Annotated in this window: 19 protein-coding genes and 1 tRNA gene; 9 read left to right on the top strand and 11 right to left on the bottom strand. The window is 51.9% G+C overall.

The window, feature by feature from the left end; translation table 11 throughout:
* Position 1 precedes the first annotated feature (1 nt).
* Complete coding sequence (gene miaE, locus HV352_RS20640; RefSeq protein WP_019078254.1) at positions 2 to 760, top strand: tRNA isopentenyl-2-thiomethyl-A-37 hydroxylase MiaE; 759 nt, start codon at positions 2 to 4, stop codon at positions 758 to 760.
* 165 nt (positions 761 to 925) lie between these two features.
* Entirely contained in the window at positions 926 to 1,756 is an 831-nt protein-coding gene (locus HV352_RS20635; protein ID WP_181635056.1) for a topoisomerase II, read from the top strand.
* Between the two features lie 26 nt (positions 1,757 to 1,782).
* Here HV352_RS20635 and HV352_RS20630 read toward each other — a convergent pair whose 3' ends face one another.
* From HV352_RS20630 to pepA, 4 genes are all read right to left on the bottom strand, one after another.
* Positions 1,783 to 2,286, bottom strand: a complete 504-nt coding sequence (locus tag HV352_RS20630; protein WP_003025856.1) for a GNAT family N-acetyltransferase — start codon at positions 2,284 to 2,286, stop codon at positions 1,783 to 1,785.
* A gap of 160 nt (positions 2,287 to 2,446) precedes the next feature.
* Complete coding sequence (locus HV352_RS20625) at positions 2,447 to 5,302, bottom strand: valine--tRNA ligase (protein ID WP_075849118.1); 2,856 nt, start codon at positions 5,300 to 5,302, stop codon at positions 2,447 to 2,449.
* Positions 5,302 to 5,745, bottom strand: coding sequence for a DNA polymerase III subunit chi (holC, locus tag HV352_RS20620; RefSeq protein WP_181635055.1), 444 nt, complete (start codon positions 5,743 to 5,745; stop codon positions 5,302 to 5,304). The genes HV352_RS20625 and holC overlap by 1 nt, the downstream gene beginning before the upstream one ends.
* A 110-nt stretch (positions 5,746 to 5,855) precedes the next feature.
* A complete protein-coding gene (gene pepA, locus HV352_RS20615) occupies positions 5,856 to 7,367 on the bottom strand; it encodes a leucyl aminopeptidase (RefSeq protein WP_003025870.1) in 1,512 nt (503 codons plus the stop codon).
* 153 nt (positions 7,368 to 7,520) lie between these two features.
* Here pepA and HV352_RS23610 point away from each other — a divergent pair, with 153 nt between their 5' ends.
* The 3 genes from HV352_RS23610 (at position 7,521) to lptG (ending at position 9,816) form a co-directional block, all read left to right on the top strand.
* Positions 7,521 to 7,571 carry a hypothetical protein gene (locus tag HV352_RS23610; protein ID WP_212723231.1) on the top strand — a complete coding sequence of 17 codons (51 nt, stop codon included), beginning with the start codon at positions 7,521 to 7,523 and terminating at the stop codon, positions 7,569 to 7,571.
* A gap of 62 nt (positions 7,572 to 7,633) precedes the next feature.
* Positions 7,634 to 8,734 carry an LPS export ABC transporter permease LptF gene (gene lptF / locus HV352_RS20610; RefSeq protein ID WP_016151506.1) on the top strand — a complete coding sequence of 367 codons (1,101 nt, stop codon included), beginning with the start codon at positions 7,634 to 7,636 and terminating at the stop codon, positions 8,732 to 8,734.
* Complete coding sequence (lptG, locus tag HV352_RS20605; protein WP_008786067.1) at positions 8,734 to 9,816, top strand: LPS export ABC transporter permease LptG; 1,083 nt, start codon at positions 8,734 to 8,736, stop codon at positions 9,814 to 9,816. Before lptF ends, lptG begins: the two co-directional genes overlap by 1 nt.
* 39 nt (positions 9,817 to 9,855) lie before the next feature.
* Here lptG and HV352_RS20600 read toward each other — a convergent pair whose 3' ends face one another.
* From HV352_RS20600 to idnD, 5 genes are all read right to left on the bottom strand, one after another.
* The gene (locus HV352_RS20600; RefSeq protein WP_181635054.1) at positions 9,856 to 11,358 is read right to left on the bottom strand and encodes a helicase HerA-like C-terminal domain-containing protein; all 1,503 of its coding nucleotides are present in this window, start codon (positions 11,356 to 11,358) and stop codon (positions 9,856 to 9,858) included.
* A 79-nt stretch (positions 11,359 to 11,437) separates the two neighbouring features.
* The gene (locus HV352_RS20595; protein WP_019078260.1) at positions 11,438 to 12,436 is read right to left on the bottom strand and encodes a LacI family DNA-binding transcriptional regulator; all 999 of its coding nucleotides are present in this window, start codon (positions 12,434 to 12,436) and stop codon (positions 11,438 to 11,440) included.
* A 52-nt stretch (positions 12,437 to 12,488) separates the two neighbouring features.
* Entirely contained in the window at positions 12,489 to 13,808 is a 1,320-nt protein-coding gene (gene idnT, locus HV352_RS20590) for a gnt-II system L-idonate transporter (RefSeq protein WP_016155581.1), read from the bottom strand.
* A gap of 187 nt (positions 13,809 to 13,995) precedes the next feature.
* Positions 13,996 to 14,760, bottom strand: coding sequence for a gluconate 5-dehydrogenase (gene idnO, locus HV352_RS20585; RefSeq protein WP_016151510.1), 765 nt, complete (start codon positions 14,758 to 14,760; stop codon positions 13,996 to 13,998).
* Between the two features lie 11 nt (positions 14,761 to 14,771).
* On the bottom strand, positions 14,772 to 15,815 hold the full coding sequence (gene idnD, locus HV352_RS20580; protein WP_181635053.1) for an L-idonate 5-dehydrogenase: 1,044 nt from the start codon (positions 15,813 to 15,815) through the stop codon (positions 14,772 to 14,774).
* Positions 15,816 to 16,032: 217 nt separating this feature from the next.
* Here idnD and idnK point away from each other — a divergent pair, with 217 nt between their 5' ends.
* Entirely contained in the window at positions 16,033 to 16,554 is a 522-nt protein-coding gene (gene idnK, locus HV352_RS20575; RefSeq protein ID WP_049268591.1) for a gluconokinase, read from the top strand.
* A gap of 30 nt (positions 16,555 to 16,584) precedes the next feature.
* Here the strand turns inward: idnK and HV352_RS20570 are convergent, their stop codons facing one another.
* Positions 16,585 to 17,604 (bottom strand): NAD(P)-dependent alcohol dehydrogenase, encoded by a 1,020-nt coding sequence (locus HV352_RS20570; protein WP_016155584.1) that lies wholly within the window; start codon positions 17,602 to 17,604, stop codon positions 16,585 to 16,587.
* Between the two features lie 220 nt (positions 17,605 to 17,824).
* Here HV352_RS20570 and HV352_RS20565 point away from each other — a divergent pair.
* From HV352_RS20565 to HV352_RS20555, 3 genes are all read left to right on the top strand, one after another.
* Positions 17,825 to 17,909: transfer RNA gene (locus HV352_RS20565), tRNA-Leu, on the top strand.
* Positions 17,910 to 18,108: 199 nt separating this feature from the next.
* Positions 18,109 to 19,365, top strand: coding sequence for an integrase arm-type DNA-binding domain-containing protein (locus HV352_RS20560; protein WP_181635052.1), 1,257 nt, complete (start codon positions 18,109 to 18,111; stop codon positions 19,363 to 19,365).
* Between the two features lie 73 nt (positions 19,366 to 19,438).
* Positions 19,439 to 19,741, top strand: coding sequence for a hypothetical protein (locus tag HV352_RS20555; protein WP_181635051.1), 303 nt, complete (start codon positions 19,439 to 19,441; stop codon positions 19,739 to 19,741).
* 50 nt (positions 19,742 to 19,791) lie between these two features.
* On the opposite strand, the gene HV352_RS20550 is transcribed toward HV352_RS20555, so the two are convergent.
* Complete coding sequence (locus tag HV352_RS20550) at positions 19,792 to 23,169, bottom strand: DEAD/DEAH box helicase family protein (RefSeq protein ID WP_181635050.1); 3,378 nt, start codon at positions 23,167 to 23,169, stop codon at positions 19,792 to 19,794.

Here is a 23,169-nt window from a genome sequence, read left to right as displayed (position 1 = left end):
TATGGATTACCTGCAAATACTCTCCCCGATCCACAACTTCCTGCACTGTAAAACGCCCCAGGCCTGGCTTGATAAAGCGCGAGCCCCGGCGAATCTCCCTCTGTTACTGACGGATCATCTCGTCTGCGAGCTGAAAGCGGCGCAAACGGCCATGCTGCTGGTGCGTAAGTATGTTGCAGATAAACAGGGATCGCAGGCGCTACTGGACTGGCTGAAACCCTATGAAGCGTATGCTTTCAGAGAAGGGGATGAACCGGATTTTATCGCGCTGAATAAACAGATAAGCAAAAGCGTAATGCCGCAAACTGACGACCCGTGGGGGCGCAAGCTGATCGACAGCATGGTTTTGCTGATCAAAGAAGAGCTGCACCACTTCTGGCAGGTGCGTGAGGCGATGATGAGCCGCAACATTCCCTACGTCAAAATTACCGCCAGCCGTTATGCCAAAGGCATGCTTAAAGAAGTGCGAACCCACGAGCCATTAACGCTAATCGACAAACTGATTTGCGGGGCTTACATTGAGGCGCGTTCTTGTGAACGGTTCGCCGCGCTGGCGCCGTATTTGGATGACGATTTACAGGCATTTTATCTTTCTCTGCTGCGATCCGAGGCGCGGCACTATCAGGACTATCTGGCGCTGGCACAGCAGGTTTCTGCCGACGATATCAGTAGTCGGGTGCGGTTCTTTGGCGAAGTAGAAGCCGCATTGATTACTTCTCCCGACGATGAATTCCGCTTCCACAGCGGCGTGCCAGCCTGACTCCCTTCTCTGACGCGCGGCGCTAATCGTCGCGCGGTTTTACCTTTCCTGTTTCCATTAGCAAAATCTGGTGGCTGGAAATCGCTCGCTGCTGCCGTAATAATCAAAACACACGAAGGGGAAATATATCCCCGCAACAGAGACTGTTTTGCATAAGGATGGTTAATGAACTGGGCACACGTATTGTTGGCGGGTTATATCGGGGCGGTGATTGCTATCGTCGTTGGCATGTTTCGCAAAAAAGGCTGGCTGGGAAAGATCTCCGGCGCGGTGGTTTTTGTGGTAGCGATTGTCGCGTGGAATCTGTTTGATGTGCACTACCTGATCCCGCGCGAAAGCCCTGATTATGGGCTGACGGACGCGCAGAAATTTGAAAATGCGATGCTGGCAATGCCTGTTTATCAGGTACTTAAAGAGCAAGAACCCGCGTTATGGCAGAATATCCTCAACCAGGCAACGCAACTGAAAGAAGCTGGGAAAAGCGAACAACAGATTATCGACGCTATTCAGCCGCAAATCCTGCAGGTACAGATGGCGCGTTTGCAGCAGGCACCCGATGCCAATGTGATTGAGTATATGAAAATTAACCTCGAGCAGATTGCTGCGGTGGCAAAAGTGGGCGATGACGAGTGTTTTCGCTTTCTGTTCCCGGCGGTGAAAGGCGGGATTAACCCGGTGCGTATTATTCCGCGGGAGCTGATGAATCGTCGTATGGCCAGCGACATGAGTATGATGCACGCGGCTTATGGCCCGAACAAACATACGGTTACGGCGCAAGAGAAACAGCTGGCGCTTCAGGATCTGCAATCCATCGGCCCGGGATTGGTACAGCGCTTTGGACCGGATATCCAGATTATGGCTGATCCGAGTAAAGGTGTGGGCAAAGAGAAAGTCGCTTGTGAAATGGTGCAGGATTTATGGTCACAGGTGCTGATGCTGCCAACCGCTCGCGCGGCTGGCGTCATTCGGCTGATGCTCTCCGCCGAAATGCAGTAACACAACCATTGCCCCTCCGGCTGAAGTCAGAGGGGTTTTAACATCCGCACTTCGCAATCCACGTGCCCGGTACAGCCCAGCGCTTCGCTGATATGCTCAAACCCTAAATGTTCATACAGGCGGATTGCCTCGGTCAGAAACGCCGTGGTCTCCAGATAGCACTGTTTGAAACCCTGCTCACGGGCATGTTCGAGGGCCATCAGCGCCAGCTTTTTCGCCAGCCCCTGACCGCGTGCGCTCGACAGGAAGTACATCTTTTGCAGTTCGCAAATGTCCGGTTCGCTACATCCTAACGGCGCAACGCCGCCGCCGCCCACGACTTCACCGTTTTGCTCAACCACCCAGTAGGCCGCGCCCGGCTGGCTGTAAACCTGGAATAGTTCATCCAGATTAGGGTCGGCAACGGTATAGCCCTTATCGGCAGTAAGCCCGTATTCAGCGGAAACTTTGCGGATCACGCGGGCAATTGCGGCGTTATCATCGGCAGAAATTCGACGCAGCGTCGCCGCGACGGAGGTAATGGCACTCATAGCGAACTCATGACATAAAAGTGAGACATATGCAGTTAATACCACTGCGGTAAGGGGAAGCGCAAGCGAGGATAATTCAACAAAAAGCCTCTGAGCATATGCGTCAGAGGCTTTTATCGTCTGCGGTGTTGGATGCGATACGCTTATCCGACAAACAGCTTTACAGCGCGGCGATGACCGCCTGCTGTTCTATCAGCTTCGCTTTCGCTTCCGCATAACCGTCCAGCTTCTCACGCTCTTTGGCGATAACAGCTTCCGGTGCGCGAGCAACGAAACCTTCGTTGGAAAGTTTGCCTTCGATACGGGCAATCTCACCTTCGATTTTCGCCACTTCTTTCGCCAGACGCGCCAGCTCATCTTCTTTATTGATGAGGCCAGCCATCGGGATCAGCAGCTCGGCGCCGTCGATGATTTTGGTCACGGAGACTGGACCTTTGTCATCGGCTGGCAGTACGGTGATGCTTTCCAGACGCGCCAGGTTCAGCAGGAAGCTGCGGTTATCGTTCACACGGCGCATCGCATCAGCGCTGCAACCGCGCAGCAGCAGTTCGAGCGGTTTGCCTGGGGCGATGTTCATTTCCGCACGGATGTTACGTACGGCAACGATCGCCTGCTTCAGCCATTCGGTATCAGCCAGTGCGGCTTCATCAACCTGTGCGGCGTTATATTCCGGGAACGGCTGCAGCATGATGGTGTCGGCGGTAATACCGGAAATCACCTTCACGCGCTGCCAGATGGTCTCGGTGATGAACGGGATGATCGGATGCGCCAGGCGCAGCAGACCTTCCAGAACGGTGACCAGCGTATTGCGGGTGCCGCGCAGTTCAGACTCGGAACCGCCGTTCATTACCGGCTTGGTCAGCTCCAGATACCAGTCGCAGAACTGGTTCCAGGTGAATTCGTACAGAATGCCCGCGGCGATGTCGAAGCGGAAGTTGTCCAGCGCTTCGCGGTACGCTTTGATGGTCTGGTTGAATTCAGCAAGGATCCAACGATCCGCCAGCGACAGGGTCATTTCGCCGCCGTTGAAGCCGCAATCCTGGTCTTCGGTGTTCATCAGCACGAAGCGGCTGGCGTTCCACAGCTTGTTACAGAAGTTACGGTAACCTTCCAGACGCTTCATATCCCAGTTGATGTCGCGACCGGTAGAGGCCAGCGCCGCCAGGGTGAAGCGCAGTGCGTCGGTGCCGTGCGGCTCGATGCCGTCCGGGAACTGCTTCTCGGTACGCTTGGCAATCTTCTCGGCCAGCTGCGGCTGCATCATGTTGCCGGTACGTTTCTCCAGCAGTTCTGCCAGGGAGATTCCGTCGACCATATCCAGCGGGTCAATGACGTTGCCCTTGGATTTGGACATCTTCTGGCCTTCGTCGTCGCGGATCAGACCGGTCATGTAGACGGTCTTAAACGGCACTTGCGGCTTGCCGTTTTCATCTTTGATGAAGTGCATGGTCATCATGATCATGCGGGCAATCCAGAAGAAGATGATGTCGAAACCGGAAACCATCACGCTGGTTGGGTGGAACTGACGCAGCGCGTCGGTGTTTTCCGGCCAGCCCAGGGTAGAGAAGGTCCACAGTGCGGAGGAGAACCAGGTATCGAGAACGTCTTCGTCCTGGCGAAGCTGAATGTCGGCACCGAGGTTGTTTTCCTGACGCACTTCGTCTTCAGTACGGCCAACGTAGACGTTGCCGTCGTTGTCATACCATGCCGGGATACGGTGACCCCACCACAGCTGACGGGAAATACACCAGTCCTGAATATCGCGCATCCAGGAGAAGTACATGTTTTCGTACTGCTTCGGTACGAACTGAATGTCGCCGTTTTCAACCGCTTCAACCGCCGGTTTCGCCAGCACGTCGGCACGGACGTACCACTGGTCGGTCAGCATCGGTTCAATAACCACGCCGCCACGGTCGCCGTAAGGTACGGTCAGGTCGTGCGGTTTAATTTCTTCCAGCAGGCCCAGCGCATCAACGGCGGCAACCACCGCTTTACGCGCGGCAAAGCGTTCCAGCTTCTGGAACTCGGCCGGGATTTCATTGGAGTAAACGTCGGACTCTTCGCCTTTGGTGTCGTACACTTCCGCGGTTTCACGGATGTCGCCGTCAAAGGTCAGAATATTGATCATCGGCAGGCCGTGACGTTTCCCAACTTCGTAGTCGTTAAAGTCGTGCGCCGGGGTGATCTTCACGCAGCCGGTGCCTTTTTCCATATCAGCGTGTTCATCGCCGACAATGGGAATGCGGCGGTTAACCAGCGGCAGAACAACAAATTTGCCAATCAGATCTTTATAACGCGGATCTTCCGGGTTGACGGCCACGCCGGTATCGCCCAGTACAGTTTCCGGACGGGTGGTGGCGACGACCAGGTAATCTTTACCATCAGCGGTTTTCGCACCGTCGGCCAGCGGATAGCGGATGTGCCACATTGAGCCTTTCGACTCGCGGTTTTCCACTTCCAGGTCGGAAATCGCGGTGCGCAGTTTCGGGTCCCAGTTCACCAGGCGCTTGCCACGGTAAATCAGGTCTTCTTTGTACAGGCGAACGAAGACTTCTTTCACGGCATTGGAAAGACCTTCGTCCATAGTGAAGCGCTCGCGCTCCCAGTCAACGGAGTTGCCGAGACGGCGCATCTGGCGGGTGATGGTGCCGCCGGATTCCGCTTTCCACTGCCAGATTTTGTCGATAAACGCTTCGCGACCGTAGTCGTGGCGGGTTTTACCTTCTTCAGCGGCAATCTTACGCTCAACCACCATCTGGGTTGCGATACCCGCGTGATCGGTACCTGCCTGCCACAGGGTGTTTTTACCCTGCATGCGCTGGTAGCGGATCATGGTATCCATGATGGTTTGCTGGAAAGCATGACCCATATGCAAACTGCCGGTGACGTTCGGCGGCGGGATCATGATGCAGAAGGACTCTTTGCTTTCATCGCCGTTAGGTTTGAAATAGCCCTGCTTTTCCCAGTGCTCGTAAAGCGGCTGTTCGATATCTTGTGGGTTGTATGTCTTTTCCATTATTTCCAGGTTGCCGTATTCAGGTTAAAACCAGCCACGCGGTAAGCTTTGTAGCGATCGCGTGCCGATTGTTTCAAAGAATCTTCGTAAGGGACGAAGTCTATCACTTCTGTGAAAGCGGTGGCAAAATCTGCAAAGCCAACGCGCAAACTGATAAGCAGGTCGCGCGGGCTGCTGTTGCGTTTCTCCGGCCAGGCAATCTCTACCGGTGCGCCGCCTCTGGGGCCTTCACCTGCCAGATTATGCGGAACAAAGCTTTCTGCCGGTCTTGCCCACAGGGCTTCATCCAGTCGAAGAGCCTGCTTTTCGTTTTCGCAGGCGATCAGCACGCGCTTGCCAGCACGCCAACGTTCTGCGGCAATTTCACACACCAACTGCTCGACGGCGCTTAAGCCATCGTGTTGCATGTCATTGTCCAGAAGATAGAAAGTTGCATTTCTCATATATGGGGCTTCTTCTGGTGAATTTAAATGCGTTGCCATGATGCACAACCGTAGGCCGGATGGCGTTGCGCTTATCCGGCCTACGGGTCTTATTGCTTGTGCTTACCGCCTTACTCTTCGCCGTTAAAACCGGCACGATTGAGCAGGAACTGCGACAGCAGCGCCACCGGACGACCGGTTGCGCCTTTGGCTTTCCCTGAACGCCATGCGGTACCGGCGATATCGAGGTGCGCCCAGTTGTACTTACGGGTAAAGCGTGACAGGAAGCAGCCCGCGGTAATGGCGCCGCCAGGACGTCCGCCGATGTTCGCCATATCCGCAAAGTTGGACTCTAGCTGCTCCTGGTATTCATCGCCCAGCGGCAAACGCCACGCGCGGTCGCCAGCCTGTTCGGACGCACCGATCAGCTCATGCGCCAGCGGGTTGTGGTTCGACATCAGTCCGGTGATGTGATGGCCCAGCGCAATCACGCACGCGCCGGTCAGGGTTGCGACGTCAATCACCGCTTCTGGCTCAAAGCGCTCGACGTAGGTTAATACGTCGCACAGGACCAGACGGCCTTCGGCATCGGTATTGAGAACTTCAACGGTCTGACCAGACATGGTGGTCAGCACGTCGCCTGGACGATACGCACGGCCACCCGGCATGTTTTCGCAGCCTGCCAGCACGCCGACGACATTGATTGGCAGCTGAAGCTCGGCCACCATGCGCATCACGCCATATACCGCTGCCGCGCCGCACATGTCGTATTTCATCTCATCCATGCCTTCGGCAGGTTTGATGGAGATACCGCCAGAGTCAAAGGTTAACCCTTTACCGACCAGCACGATCGGACGTGCGTCTTCGGACGGATTGCCTTTGTACTCGATGACCGACATCAGCGACTCATTCTGCGAGCCGTGACCGACGGCCAGATAAGAGTGCATGCCCAGCTCTTTCATCTGCTGCTCGCCGATCACGCGGGTTACAACATTTTTGCTGTAGCTGTCTGCCAGTTGGCGCGCCTGAGAAGCAAGGTAAGCGGCGTTACAGATGTTCGGCGGCATGTTGCCGAGATCTTTTGCCGCTTTAATGCCGGCGGCGATCGCCAGACCGTGCTGGATCGCACGTTCACCGCTGGTCAGTTCCCGGCGGGTCGGTACGTTGAAGACCATTTTACGCAGCGGACGACGCGGCTCACTTTTGTTGGTCTTCAGTTGATCAAAGCTGTACAGCGTTTCCTGTGCTGTCTCAACGGCCTGACGCACTTTCCAGTAGTTATTGCGCCCTTTGACGTGCAGCTCAGTCAGGAAGCAGACGGCTTCCATTGAGCCAGTATCATTCAGCGTATTGATGGTTTTCTGAATGACCTGCTTGTACTGGCGCTCATCAAGCTCGCGCTCTTTGCCACAACCAATGAGGAGAATTCGCTCAGACAGAACGTTAGGAACATGGTGCAGCAACAGGGTTTGACCTGGTTTGCCTTCCAGTTCGCCACGACGCAGCAGTGCGCTGATGTACCCGTCGCTGATCTTGTCGAGCTGCTCTGCAATCGGAGAGAGACGGCGTGGTTCAAAGACACCCACGACGATGCACGCACTCCGCTGTTTCTCCGGGCTACCGCTTTTTACACTGAACTCCATGCACTACGCTCCTGAATCTTAAAGACAACGGCGGTGGCTACGGATAGAATTGCAAGCTTTCGTAACTCATACCCGCTGTTGCGGTGACTTCGTGTTAATCTTAACGTTATTACGGCATTGGCACGTCAGAACAATTTCTGAGAGGTGGATCCGTTGAGTATAATGATCTTAGCGACGATTTCGACGACTCAAGAGAATAAATGACGTTTAAGCCATGAAACAAGCTAAATTCCGGCAAAAGACGGGTTTTTACGGGCGTATTTAAAGTGATAATCATAAGATATCTGGTTCGGGAAACGCTCAAAAGCCAACTTGCGATCCTATTCATCCTGCTTTTGATCTTCTTTTGTCAAAAGTTAGTCAGGATCCTTGGTGCGGCGGTTGACGGTGATATCCCGGCGAATCTGGTGCTCTCGCTGCTGGGGCTGGGCGTGCCAGAAATGGCGCAACTTATCTTGCCATTAAGCCTGTTCCTCGGGCTGCTGATGACGCTGGGCAAACTGTATACCGAAAGTGAAATTACGGTCATGCACGCCTGCGGGCTGAGCAAGGCTGTCTTAGTGAAAGCGGCGATGGTGCTGGCGCTGTTTACCAGTATTATTGCGGCGGTCAACGTGATGTGGGCCGGACCGTGGTCCTCCAGACATCAGGACGAAGTCCTGGCGGAGGCGAAAGCGAACCCCGGTATGGCGGCGCTTGCTCAGGGGCAATTCCAGCAGGCGACTAACGGCGGCTCGGTGCTGTTTATCGAAAGCGTTGACGGCAGTAACTTCAACGATGTGTTCCTCGCGCAAATCCGCCCGAAAGGTAACGCCCGTCCTTCGGTGGTGGTAGCGGACTCCGGTCATCTTACCCAATTGCGCGATGGCTCCCAGGTCGTGACGCTGAACCAGGGGACGCGTTTTGAAGGGACCGCGCTGCTGCGCGATTTCCGCATTACCGACTTCCAGAATTATCAGGCGATTATCGGTCATCAGGCCGTGGCGCTGGATCCAAACGATACCGACCAGATGACCATGCGTACGCTATGGACGACCGACACCGATCGCGCCCGTGCGGAGCTGACCTGGCGTATCACGTTAGTATTCACCGTATTTATGATGGCGCTGATGGTTGTACCGCTGAGCGTGGTGAACCCGCGTCAGGGTCGCGTACTGTCCATGCTGCCAGCAATGCTGCTCTATTTGCTGTTCTTCCTGGTTCAGACATCGCTGAAGTCGAACGGCGGCAAAGGTAAGCTGGATCCGGTGTTCTGGATGTGGACGGTTAACCTGGCGTATCTGGCGCTGGCGATTGTGCTTAACCTCTGGGATACGGTGCCGATGCGCCGCTTACGTGCCCGTTTTATGCGTAAAGGAGCGGTATAATGCAGCCTTTTGGTGTACTTGACCGCTATATCGGTAAAACCATTTTCACCACCATCATGATGACGTTGTTCATGCTGGTGTCGCTCTCCGGGATCATCAAGTTTGTCGACCAGCTGAAAAAAGCCGGGCAGGGGAGCTACGATGCGATGGGCGCCGGGCTGTATACCCTGCTCAGCGCGCCGAAAGATATCCAGATCTTCTTCCCGATGGCGGCGCTGCTGGGTGCTTTGCTGGGGCTGGGCATGCTGGCGCAGCGCAGTGAACTGGTGGTCATGCAGGCTTCTGGCTTTACCCGTATGCAGGTGGCGTTGTCGGTGATGAAAACCGCAATTCCGCTGGTGCTGCTGACGATGGCCATCGGCGAATGGGTGGCGCCGCAGGGCGAACAAATGGCGCGTAACTACCGTGCGCAGCAGATGTACGGCGGCTCGCTGCTCTCTACCCAGCAAGGTTTGTGGGCGAAAGATGGCGACAGCTTTGTCTACATCGAGCGGGTGAAAGGTGACGCCGAGTTAGGCGGAATTAGCATCTACTCCTTTAACGACAAGCGCCGTCTGCAGTCCGTTCGCTATGCCGCAAGCGCGACGTTTGACCCGGAGCAGAAGGTCTGGCGTTTGTCGCAGGTGGATGAATCCAACCTGACCGATCCGAAGCAAATCACCGGCTCGCAGACGGTGAGCGGCACCTGGAAAACCAACCTTACACCCGACAAGCTCGGCGTCGTGGCGTTGGATCCTGATGCGCTCTCGATTAGTGGTCTGCATAACTACGTGAAGTACCTGAAGTCGAGCGGCCAGGACGCCGGACGCTACCAGCTCAATATGTGGAGCAAAGTCTTCCAGCCGCTGTCTGTGGCGGTAATGATGCTGATGGCGCTGTCGTTTATCTTTGGTCCGCTGCGTAGCGTCCCGATGGGCGTGCGCGTGGTGACAGGGATTAGCTTCGGCTTTGTGTTCTATGTGCTGGACCAAATCTTTGGCCCGCTGACGCTGGTGTACGGCATTCCGCCGATTATCGGCGCGTTGCTGCCAAGCGCCAGCTTCTTCCTGATAAGCCTGTGGCTGATGCTGCGTAAGTCCTGATATTCGCCCCTCCCGCTGTGCGGGAGGGGCGCCTTCCTGCTAGCGTTTTCGCCCGCCCATCAAACTCCCCAACATGCCGCGGATTATCTGATTGGTGACCTGTCGCGCCGCGCTCTTCGCCACGCTCTGTACCACGCCATCGCGCTTGCCGCCGCGCGGTCCGGTGCTGCCAAAAAGAATATCCTTCAATCCACCGAGAATACCGCCGTCCACATCGATCGCTTTACCGTTGGCGGGAGGTGTATTTTGCTGCTCGGTGCTGGCCTGCACGCCTTGCTGTAAACGCTCATAGGCGGACTCGCGGTCGACCTGTTCTTCATATTTACCGTACAGCGAGGAGTGATTAATCAGCCCGTTGCGCTCGTCATCCGTCACCGGTCCCATCCGCGAGCACGGCGCAATCACCATTGCTCGTTCAACCACCGACGGGCTGCCTTTAGCGTCCAGAAACGACACCAGCGCCTCGCCGGTTCCCAGTTCCTGAATGGCTTTTTCGGTATTAAATGCCGGGTTGGTGCGCATGGTTTGCGCGGCGGTTTTCACCGCTTTCTGATCCTTCGGTGTAAACGCGCGCAGGGCGTGCTGCACGCGGTTCCCCAACTGACCGAGCACGTTGTCTGGAATATCTGACGGGTTTTGCGAGACGAACCACACGCCGACCCCTTTCGAGCGGATCAGGCGGATCACCTGTTCGATTTTATCCAGCAGCACCTGCGGGGCGTCGTTGAACAGCAGGTGAGCTTCATCGAAGAAGAACACCAGTTTTGGCTTCTCCAGATCGCCTGCTTCCGGCAACTGTTCGTACAGTTCGGAGAGCATCCACAGCAGGCTGGCGGCGTACAGTTTGGGCATCTGGTAGAGCTTCTCTGCGCTGAGGATGTTGATCATCCCTTTGCCGCTGGCGTCAGTTCGCATCCAGTCTTTGATGTCCAGCATCGGTTCGCCAAAGAAGTGCGCCGCCCCCTGTTGCTCCAGCGACAGCAGTCCACGCTGGATTGCCCCGACCGAGGCGCTGCTGATATTGCCATATTGATTCTGGAAGGATTTGGCGTTATCGCCGATGTACTGGGTAATGGCTCGCAGGTCTTTGAAATCGAGCAGCAGCAGACCCTGGTCATCGGCAATGCGGAAGATAATATCCAGCACGCCGGACTGTACGTCGTTGAGGTTCAGCAAACGGGCCAGCAGCAGCGGGCCGAGGTCAGATACCGTGGCCCGCACGGGGTGACCTTTTTCGCCGAAGATATCCCACACCGTGACCGGATTAGCATGCGGTTGCCAGTCGGTAATGCCGATATTTTTCAGGCGGGCGAGTAGCTTTTCAGAGGCCTGCCCTTCCTCGGCCACGCCGGTTAAGTCGCCTTTCACATCGGCCATAAATACCGGTACGCCAATTTCAGACAGGGATTCGGCCAGCTTCTGTAGCGTGACGGTTTTACCGGTCCCGGTCGCGCCGGTAATCAGTCCGTGACGGTTGGCCATGCCTGGCAGTAAAAACAGTTCGGTGTCCGGCGTGCGGGCAATTAGCAGGGGTGTGCTCATTGAGATTTCCTCCATTTATCTTGCCTGGAGTATAGGCAATGTCCATCAAAGAGAGTATGCGATGGCCGGAGAAAATGACTTAAAGCGTATTGCCGTGATAAATCTGGTACCCCAAATCCACGGTGTTGTGGTTATGGTCGTTGTTCTTGATTTTGCTCAGCAACATCTGCGCTGCCATGCGGCCAATGTCAAAACGCGGGGTGATCACACTGGCGAGGCTTGGGATCATCTGCCTGCCCATTTCCAGCCCGTGAAAACCGGCAATCGAGATCTGTTCCGGAACGGCCAGATCGCGCTCGCGGCACAGCAGCAGCGCGCCCATCGCAATATCGTCGTTGGTGCAAAAAACGCCGTCTAAATCCGGATGCGCGGCGAGCGCGTCCCGCATCATCTGGGTGCCGAGATGGATGGACGAAATAGAACGCGGATTGACGCGCAGCGGTACCAGACCCCGGCGCATCATGGCATCGCAATAGCCGCGATAGCGCTGTTCATCGCGGACGTCGTCTTTCGAACCGAGATAGAGGATTTTGCGCCGCTGGCGTTTATCCAGCATGGTGCTGACCATATCAAATGCCGCCTGACGGTTATCGAAGCCCACTTCCATGTCCAGACGATCGCCCTGAATATCCATCAGCTCCACCACCGGAATGTTGGCTGAACGCAGAAACTTCACCGTACGCAGGGTGTGATATTTCTCGGACAGGATAATGCCGTCGATATTGTATGACAGCAGATTGATCACCGACTCTTCCTCGGATTCCCGGTCGTAATTGTAGTTAGCGATCAGCGTCTGATAGTTATGGTCCGAGGTGACCGACTCAATGCCGGCCAGAATGTCAGCGAACAGCTGGTTTTGAAACGAGGGGATCAGCACGCCAAGCGTATAGCTTTGCGCATTCAGCAGCATCGCGGGCGCGCGGTTGGGGATGTAATTAATCTCCTCCATAATCTGCGCGATGCGTTCACCGGTTTCCTTTGCGACCTTTTTTGGCGAGCGAATGTAGCGGCTCACCGTCATTTTGGTCACGCCCGCCAGCGTGGCGATGTCTTGCAAAGAAATTCTGTGGTTCCTCATTTTCTCTCCAGTGCCGGGGAGCGCGGATCTGTGCTCCCCGGTGATGACCGTCTTAATGCAGAATGGCGTTCAGCGCCAGAACCCCCAGCAGCCCCATAATGGAAATCAGCGTCTCCATTACCGTCCAGGTACGCAACGTTTCCCCGACGCTGAGATTAAAATAGCCTTTAAACAGCCAGAATCCCGGATCGTTAACGTGGGAGGCAATCACGCTGCCCGCGCCGGTAGCCAGCACCATCAGCGCCGGGTCGGCGTGGGTGACGTTAATAATCGGCAGTACCACGCCTGCGGTGGTGATCGCCGCCACGGTGGCTGAACCGAGCGCGATACGCAGCAAGGCGGCGACCGTCCAGCACATCAGCAGCGGAGAAAGCGACGTGCCGGTCATCAGGTGCGAGATATATTGCCCCACGCCGCTGTCGACCAGAACCTGCTTAAACGCGCCGCCCCCGGCGATGATAAACACAATCATCGCAATCGCACCGATAGAGTCGCCAATGATATCCATAATTTGCTCGATCGTACGTCCGTTACGTCGACCAAGGGTAAAAATGGCGAGTACGATAGCGATAAACAACGCGACCGCAGGGTTACCGATAAACTCAAAGAACACCCGTACGCTGTTGGTTTTCGGCAGCGTGATTTCGCACACTGCGGCGACCGCCATCAGTATGACCGGGATTACCGCGGCAAAGATACTGTTCCAGAATGACGGCATCTCTTCTTCGGTGAACAGATGCGGGTTGAATAACCCTTCCGGCGGCGCTTTCTCAAAGCGGGTCAGCAGCTTAGAAAACAGCGGCCCGGCAACAATCACCGTCGGGATAGTAATAATAAAGCCGTACAGCAGGGTAGTGCCGAGATTAGCCTCGAAAATGGTGGCAATCGCGGTCGGCCCCGGATGCGGTGGCAGAAAACAGTGGGTCACGGACAGCGCAGCTACCATCGGGACGCCAACATACAGCAGCGGCAGGCCGGAAGAGGCCACCACCGTAAACACCAGCGGCAGCAGCAGAACAAAGCCGACTTCGAAAAACATCGCCAGACCTACCACCAGTCCGGTGATCACCAGCGCCCACTGCACGCGTTTCTTACCAAACGTGCCAATCAGCGTGGTGGCGATGCGCTGAGCCGCGCCGGTATCGGAAATCAGCTTACCGAGCATTGCACCGAAGCCAAGGATCATCGCCAGACCGCCGAGCGTCCCGCCGATCCCATTTTGTATTGAATGCAAAACGGCCTGGGCATCCATCCCTTCGGCAAAACCGACGACCGCCGCCACCAGGACCAGAGCAATAAAGCCGTTAACTTTAAAACCAATCATCAGGACCAGGAGCAGCGCGACGCCTGCCGCAATTATTATTAATGGCATAATCGTTTCTCTTATATCCCCGTCATACTTCAAGTTGCAGGTGTGTTGGCTGCGCTCACTCATCTGAATCACTTACTCAAGTAAGCTCATCGGGTTCATTCACTTGCCGCCGTCCTGCAACTCGAATTATTTAGGGGTGGCCAAAAATGCAGCGCCTGGGCGCTGCGTGATGTTGCGTTGTGTTGTATCAGACGGCGACCAGCATGCCGCCATCGACAAACAACAGGTGCCCGTTAACAAAATCGGATGCTTTGGAAGAGAGGAAGACCGCCGCGCCAATCAGCTCCTGCGGATCGCCCCAGCGCGCGGCTGGCGTACGTTTGCACAGCCAGGCGGTGAAGGCTTCATCCTCGACCAGCGCTTTGGTCATCTCGGTTTTGAAGTAGCCCGGTGCGATACCGTTGACCTGGATATTGTGGCGTGCCAGCTCAACGCACATACCGCGGGTGAGCATTTTCACCGCGCCTTTCGAGGCGGCATACGGCGTGATGGTGTCGCGGCCCAGTTCGCTCTGCATGGAGCAGATGTTGATGACCTTCCCGGCCTGACGTTCCACCATGCGACGCGTTACTGCCTGCGAGACCAGGAACACCGCCGTCTGGTTAACGGCAATCACATCGTTCCAGTCCTGCTCCGGGAACTCGGTAAACGGATGGCGGCGCTGAATACCGGCGTTATTCACCAGTACATCGATTGGGCCAATGTCTTTTTCGATATGGTCGATGGCGGCATCAATGTCCTGTTTCTGCGTAACATTAAACGGCGCGGCAACGGCGCGGATCCCTTCCTGTTGCAGTTTGGCGACGGCAGCCTCTGCGCGCTCCGGCGTAATATCATTGACGATAATCTGCGCGCCATATTTACCCAGCCCGGTCGCCAGTAAATAACCAATACCCTGGGCCGAACCGGTGATCAGAATATTTTTTCCATCCAGTGAAAAAAGATCGTTCATTATGTTCTTCCTTATTTTGTTTCAGCAAAAACGAGCTGGACTTTCGCCGCCTGGGTTTTATCCCCGGCAAAGATCAGCGCCTGTTCAAGCTCGGTAAACGGATATTCAGCGCTGAGTAACGGCAGTGGATCGATAACGTTATTCGCCAGCCACGACACCGCGGTGTTGAACTCGGTGGTAAAGCGGAACGAGCCTTTGAGCGCGATCTCTTTGCCGATCAGCATCATCATCGGGAAGTCCGGCACCGCACCGCCCATGCCGACCTGCACCATCACGCCTTTCGCGCGGGTGACCTCCAGGCAGGTGGTGATTGAGGACGGATGACCAGAGACTTCGAAGCTGACGTCGAAGTAGCCTTTCTCTTTTTTCCACTCATCGAGCGAGTCCTGCTGCGGGTTAATCAGCGTGTCAGCACCCATCTGCTGGGCAAGCGACAGCGAGCGCGGGCTGATATCAGCACAGACAATTTCTGCTGCGCCGAGCGTTTTCACCGCGCTGACGATCAGGCAGCCGATAGGCCCCACGCCGGAGATAAACACGCGCTTGCCCTGCAGGTCTCCTGCTTCATGTGCGGCGTGGATCGCGACTGCCAGCGGTTCGGCAAAGGCCATGACTTTTTCATCGGCGTGCTGGGGGTAGGGGATGCACTGCGTGGTATCGACGGTTTTAAATCGGGTAAAGCCGCCGTCAACGTGGGGAAAATACATGGCGCTGCCAAAAAAGCGCATTTCCGTGCACTGGTTTTCGTCGTGCAGCAGACAGTATTTACAGTGGCCACAGGGCTTCGACGGATTAATAGCCACCGACTGACCTTCATGTAATTCTTTTGAGTCGCTGTGCACCACTTTACCAATAACTTCATGGCCTAAAATCATCGGTGCTTTAACGGTAAAATTACCGACTTTTCCTTCCTGATAATAATGTAAGTCGGAACCACAAATTCCGCCGCGGGTAATTTGCACCAGCGTTCCTTTATTATTCCATTCAATATTTTGGTCGGTAATGGCAACAGTTTTCTTACCCGCGACAACGCAGGATTGGGTTTTGACTTGCATAAATGCCTCACTGGTCAGGTAGTAACCTCGGCAGCATTTAAACGGTTTTGATTGTTATTATTTGTGATAAAGATCACGCTGGAAAATTGTTACACTACAATGTTACGCATAACGTGATGCGCCTTGTAAATCTGCTCAGCCACGCCGAAAAAAGGTGAATTCTGCATTGTGGAAGGCGTAGTATCGCGCCATGGAATATGAATCTGGAGTTTTTTCAATGGCCGGGGAAAGTTATATTTTGATGGGCGTTTCGGGTAGCGGTAAATCTTTAATTGGCAGCAAAATTGCTGCAGTATTATCGGCTAAATTCATTGATGGTGACGATCTCCATCCGGCCCAAAATATTGATAAAATGTCTGAAGGTATTCCATTAACCGATGAAGACCGACTACCGTGGTTAGCACGATTAAATGACGCTTCATACAGTTTATATAAAAAGAATGAGACCGGGTTTATTGTCTGCTCGTCATTAAAAAAACAGTATCGCGATATATTGAGACAGGGCAGTCCGAATGTGCATTTTTTGTGGCTGGACGGCGATTACGAGACCATTCTGGCGCGCATGCAGCGTCGGGCAGGGCATTTTATGCCGGTGGGATTACTCAAAAGCCAGTTCGATGCGCTGGAGTGCCCGCAGGAGGACGAACATGATATTGCCCGCATCGACGTGAACCATGACATCGAGCATGTGACGGAACAGTGCCGCCAGGCGGTGATCGCGTTTCGTAACGGGCAATAAGCTCAGCCCCTTGCGGGACTGAGCCTTGCATCAGAAGTCGGCTTTCAGCACCACGCGGTAGCGGGCTTTGCCGTCACGCACGTGCTGGATAGCGTCGTTAATTTGCGACATTGGGTACAGTTCGGTGGTGGGCGACACCTTGCTGCGCCCGGCAAACTTCATCAGCTTGCGCAGTTCGAACGGCGTACCGGTTGCCGAACCGGAGATGCTGCGATCGCCGGCAATTAAGGTGAACGCTGGCACCGGCAGCGGCTTCAGCACCGCGCCGACAGTATGGAAGTTACCGCCGTAAGCCAGCGCTTCAAAATAAGGCTGCCAGTCGAGATCGACGTTAACCGTGTTAATAATGAGATCGAACTGGCCCGCCAGCGCTTTTAGCGCATCCGGATCGCGGCTGTTAACCACCTTATCCGCCCCCATCGCCAGCACTTCCTGCTCTTTCGCCGGATTGGAGCTGAACGCGGTCACTTCGCACCCCATCGCGTGTAACAGCTTAATGGCGATATGCCCCAGGCCGCCGATGCCGATCACCCCAACGCGGCTGGTGGCGGTGATATGGTGCATCAGTAGCGGTTTGAACACCGTGATACCGCCGCACAGCAAGGGACCCGCCGCCGCCAGATCGATGCTTTCCGGCAGCGGGATCACCCATTGCCAGTCGGCCCGCAGCTTCTCGGCAAAGCCACCGCGATTGAGAATAGTGGGAACGGAACCTTCCAGGCAGTTAATCTGATTGCCGCTGATACAGGCGTCGCAGTGCCCGCAGCTGCGCGCCGTCCAGCCAATGCCGACGCGCTGACCAACCTTCAGACCTTTATCTTGCGCCGCGCTGCCGAGCGCCGCTACGCGACCAATCACCTCATGCCCGGCAACCAGCGGATACTGAGAGAACCCCCATTCGTTGTCGATCATCGACAAATCGGAATGGCAGATACCGCAGTAATCGACCTGGACTTCGACATCTTCCGGCTTAAGCTCGCCCGCATCATATTCATAGAGTTCGAGTTCGCTGCCCGCCGCTTTTGCGGCGTAGCTTTTTATCATCGACATCGTGTTTCCCTCAGTGTGGTGTTGAACTGGAAGTGTAGAGCATGGGGAAACGGGACGCTTCGCAGAAGGGGGGATTAATAAGGGGGCAAACTGTGACGATGGTTGCAGGTGAGAAAGGGAATGCTGAAATTTTCGACACTTAGCGAGTCAGGCACACGCTGGTGCTTGCATGGTGGCGCATGACAGGTATAATCCACAACGTTTTCCGCATCCCTTCCGTGCCGGAGTGGCGAAATCGGTAGACGCAGTTGATTCAAAATCAACCGTAGAAATACGTGCCGGTTCGAGTCCGGCCTTCGGCACCATCGGAACATCAATAGACGTCAATGGACGTCTTTTTTTGTGTCTGAAATCCAGTATCCGCAAGGCTTAGCCCCGCTTTTCAGTCAACCGACGTCAATCTGAGTTACCCCACATCAACATGCTTGTGAGTATAGAACCGAGTATATATGCTGGTTCGATAATGCTTATATACTCACGGCAGCATATGGAAGGAATACCATCATGGCCCTGACTGATACCAAGGTACGTTCGGCAAAAACTGAAGCAAAGGAATACTCGCTAGTAGACGGCGATGGCATGTTTTTGTTGATACACCCTAACGGCTCCAAATATTGGCGTTTCCGCTTTCGCTTTGGCGGCAAGCAACATCTGATGGCATTTGGTGTTTACCCCGAAACGTCACTGGCTGATGCTCGTCAAAAGAGGGAAGAGGCTAGGAGGCTTGTTGCTGCCGGTGTCGATCCTCGTGAGCATAGGCGTGCAGTAAAAGAAGAACAGGCTAAAGAGGTCATCACATTTGAATCTGTTGCCAGAGACTGGCATGCCAGCAATCAAAAGTGGTCTGAGTCGCATAGTGGGCGTGTTCTTAAAAGTCTGGAAGATAATCTGTTCGATGCGATTGGTAAGCGGAATATCGCTGAGTTAAAAACCAGAGATTTACTTATTCCTATCAAAGCAGTAGAGATGTCTGGACGTCTTGAGGTGGCGGCGCGTTTGCAGCAACGAACAACAGCAATTATGCGATTTGCGGTGCAAAGTGGTTTAATCGATTACAACCCCGCACAAGAGATCGCTGGAGCGGTTGCTACAGCAAAACGGCAACATCGCGCTGCGCTAGAACTTAATCGTATTCCTGAACTACTTCATCGTATCGACACATATACTGGCAGACCACTAACACGCTTAGCTGTGGAGCTGACTTTGTTGGTCTTTATTCGATCTAGTGAACTGCGGTTTGCACGCTGGTCAGAAGTCGATTTTGAAACTGCTATGTGGACGATTCCGGGGGAACGTGAGCCTTTGGAAGGTGTGAAGCATTCACATCGAGGATCGAAAATGCGGACTCCTCATCTTGTTCCTTTATCCCGGCAAGCTCTAATGATTTTGGAAAAGATCAAAAGTATGAGTGGGAATCGTGAGCTAATTTTCGTTGGCGATCACGATCCGCGTAAGCCGATGAGTGAGAACACGGTGAACAAGGCTCTACGAGTGATGGGCTATGACACGAAAACGGAAGTGTGCGGGCATGGTTTCAGGACGATGGCTTGTAGTTCTCTGATAGAGTCAGGATTGTGGTCGAGGGATGCTGTGGAGCGGCAGATGAGCCATCAGGAACGTAACTCTGTACGTGCGGCCTACATTCATAAGGCTGAGCATTTGGGAGAGCGTAGATTGATGGTGCAGTGGTGGGCGGATTATCTGGATGCTAATCGGGAGAAGGGGATTAGTCCTTTTGATTTTGCTAAAGTAAACAAGTAAATGTGTCCGGGTAGTGTTTGCTACCCGGACACATTTACTTGAATTGGAACATTAACTTTTATGGGTTAAAAAGATGAAGCTTCTTAATACATACGAAGATAAAGATGAAGCAGAAAATGCATTAACTATAATATCTGGAGAGAAGAGATTAGCAAGCGAGCGCGATAGTACAATCGTTATTTATAATCTCTTTGGTACGCCATCATGGGGGAATTTCTATAAACTAGGTATGTTTAGCCTTCCTGAACTGCAGGGTATGTTGGAACTACGTAAAGCAGGGCAACCTATTGATGTAGCGAAGCATAATGAATACATTAAAACGCTCAGCTATGTTGCTCGTACATTTGACTTATCAATTCCTGAACATTGGCTATGATGCCAGTACCATATCTTACCTAAGATATGGTACTGGGTTTAAAATGGCCGTTAGGCAATTATCCTTTTAAAAAGCTTTTCCAGATAAATAGAACCAGTATCCTCTAGAAAGAGTACGTTACGTTCTTCAATCTTATCTTTTGGTTCCGAAACATTTATTAAATCAACAAAACGTGTTTCAGAAACAATAAATGCGCTTAGACTTAAGTTATCATCAGATAATTTCTTATCAAGCTCTTTAATTTCCTTGTACAAACCAAATTTAGCATCATCAAGATTCAGATTCCGAATGCCTTTTGGGTCAATAAGACTTAACCATTGCTTCCCGCTTTCATCATCAACTAACCACAATAAAAAGTCAGGATAAAAGTTACCGGCTGTGGCGAAACCTAAACCTTTACTTTTGGTATCAGCATTTCGCAACAAGTACAAACTTTTATTGCCGATGATTTTCTGACCTTTAGGTGTCTCAATGAATTCTTGTAAATCCTGAATAAAAGTAATTTCACTTGGTGCATCAAATGCAGTCGGACGCATTTTTAGCGGTAAATCAGCATTTTTCTCAATTGAGAGAAGAGGGTAATAAAGGTGTTTATCAAAGGTTACCGCAATCATACCCGGGGCATTCCAGGATTTAGCTTTACCAATTTCACCTTGAGTAACGATCTGCTGCAACTGTTCAAGTCGCTCTGCATAATCCAGACCGTCATCAGACTCTTCTATTTCAAAGTGGTACATTTTGATCATGCATGGGTCGTCTTCACTCACTTGGGTGATTTCATAAAACTGACCTTCATAAGCATTCTTTAATGTATTATAAAATCGGTCGGTGTAATCAGTGAGAAGGCGAAGCATGATATCTTCTTGCTTAGCAATATCTGAATATTGTTTAATTTCGAGTTCCGATGCCGGAATCGAAAGTGTGTACCAGTTGTTTGAGACTTTTACCTTTCCAAGGCAAAAGTCGATCAACCGTTGTTTATCCAGACGTAAATTTGACCAGCCACGCTGTAGTTTATAGGCCTGAATAGCGAGATAAATTCGATCAAAATCAAAGGCACTGATTGTTTTATAATCTAACTTGGCCTCATTTCTGACATTCACAGGTGTGTTATCACCCTTCCTACTCGTATCAATCGACTCAAGTTTAGGATACAAATCGAGTTTGATTTGTGGATATTTTATCTTACCTTGTAGTTCAGCAGGAACCTCATAAAGCTCAGGAAAGTAAACACGCTTGAAGCCATGCTTTTGATTATCCTTGTAGCCATCTTTGAGCTTAAGTGTTTTAAGCTTTGTATTAGGCATGTTTGGCCGAGTTTCAAAATTCAGTTCAAGGATATCATCATTTGGTGTTATCCCTTCATCTTCTAGGTATTGTTTAAATGTTGCCATATAGTCGGCACGAACACCGAAAATATTCAGCGTTTCTAACTTCTCGAGATGCAGTCCTCTAGGACGCTCTCCTGGTGTGCTTCTTTTTAATGAGTAATTACGACCTTTAAGGCGTACACCGCGACCAAAAAGCTGAATAATCTGTGAGCCTTCCCCACGCCCCATATTTAGTAGACCCATAGTCGATACACGCCAACTGCTCCAGCCCTCAGTAAATTTCCGGGACCCAATTAAGATATTTAGTTGTGAATCTTTATCGTTTAATGTATGGAAAAGAGACTTAGCAAAATCGTCTCTTTGATAATCGAACGTCGTATCTTCTTCGCACATTTTATAAAGAGAGGGTGAATCGCCGATATTGATCAAACCAAAAGGTTCTGCTTCACCGACCTGTAGTGCAAGTTCACCTTTACTTCCGATTAAATTTAATACTCTTAATCGCTGACCTGAATGTGTGGTATTAAATAGTCGAGCAAGGATATCCAAATAGATATCCTCCGGTCCATTGATTAAAGCAGTGAAACGCTTTTCAAAGATGTTACGTTCTTTAGTATCTAGAATTCTAGCTTTGTTTTCGACAAGATCCCTAATCCAGGATTTTGCTTGTGTTTCATTATTTAAAAACCATGCTAAAAAACGCAGTACTGCGTGAATATCCGAATCTTCACCACTAACAGTGTTGCCAACAAAAACCCATAATGGTTTTTCAATGTTGAATTCGCCTAACTTATCTTTATTCCTATTGAATAAATATTGTTGCTGGTAGAAACTTAGCAAACAAGCAGTGAAGTATTCATAACGACGCTCATCTTTTTTATCTTCATTGGGGTTAAGGTTAAGAATTAGAGACTCTTTTCCATAGCCATCTTCATAGAAAAATTTATAGGAATAGTCGAAAAGAATTGATTTGCCATAAACTTCTCTTGTAGCCTGAATACGCGCATCACGTAATTCCTCTGATGTCAGTTCTAATTGTGCTAACTGCTCATCAGCCAGTTTTCCTAATGCAGTTGTCTCAAAGAGCAATTTTGCTTTTTTCTTTTTGATTTCGGCTTCTACAGCTTCAACATTATTTCCACCAGATACTGCTTGTCCAAAAGTAGCCGAGTATTCGAATGCAAAACCGTCTCGTGTTAATTTGTCACGACGACGCATCCAGGCACCAGCAGCAGTCCCTGTTCCTTTATGACCTTCATCAATTAGAACCAGATTGTTGCCTTCAAATGCCTCAACAGCGACAGTTTTATCACCCATGTCATCAGCAAGTTTATTGATATCAATAACTTCGACAGTACCTTTAAACGGAGCTGATTTGCTCTTATCAAACAACTGAATGTGGGAAAAACCAGAATTATATAACTCATCCAAGTGTTGTTGTGAAAGACGTTCATCTGGCGTAAGCAGGATGATTTTATCAGGATAATGATGAGCATTGCCATTTTGATAGTAATGTAGGTACTGTAAGATATTAACATGTAATAACAACGTCTTACCGGAACCTGTAGCATTCCAGTATGCCAGTTTATTCAAATCATCCAGAATGTATGATTTAAACTGATTAACTCTATCCTTTGCTGTTTCATTATTTTCAGCATTGTATATATTGAGTTCACTGTTAAGACCATCAAGTAATTCTTGTTTACGATTGAAGTACCAATCGAGATAAATCTCAGTAAACAATAGTGACAGGTATTGAAAATATTTCATATTCAATACAGTGTCTTCTTTACGATTACGATGCTCTGTTATTTGTTGCCAGTGCTTAACAATATTAAGATCGTAACGACGTAACTCATCGAGATTGATGAGATCGACTTCGAATAAGTAATTACTTAACTCATGGAAGAATAAGCTTTGGCCATCTTCGTGAATACCTTCAAATCGGTCTTCACCCAAACGGATTTTCAAACCATGCAATGTGCCGTCTTTAAAAAAACGGAACATAAAGCGACTTAAAACCAGCTGTTTATGAAAACTTAATTTGCTGTTAGTCTGCTTTTTGACGGCTTTTCCGGTAGTAGGTTTTTTAGCCAT

Origin of the sequence: Citrobacter sp. RHBSTW-01044, assembly GCF_013781945.1 — a bacterium.
In the GTDB taxonomy this organism is placed as follows: domain Bacteria; phylum Pseudomonadota; class Gammaproteobacteria; order Enterobacterales; family Enterobacteriaceae; genus Citrobacter; species Citrobacter braakii.
Note: the sequence above shows the minus strand (reverse complement) of the source record. Positions and strands in the feature narration are given on the sequence as shown.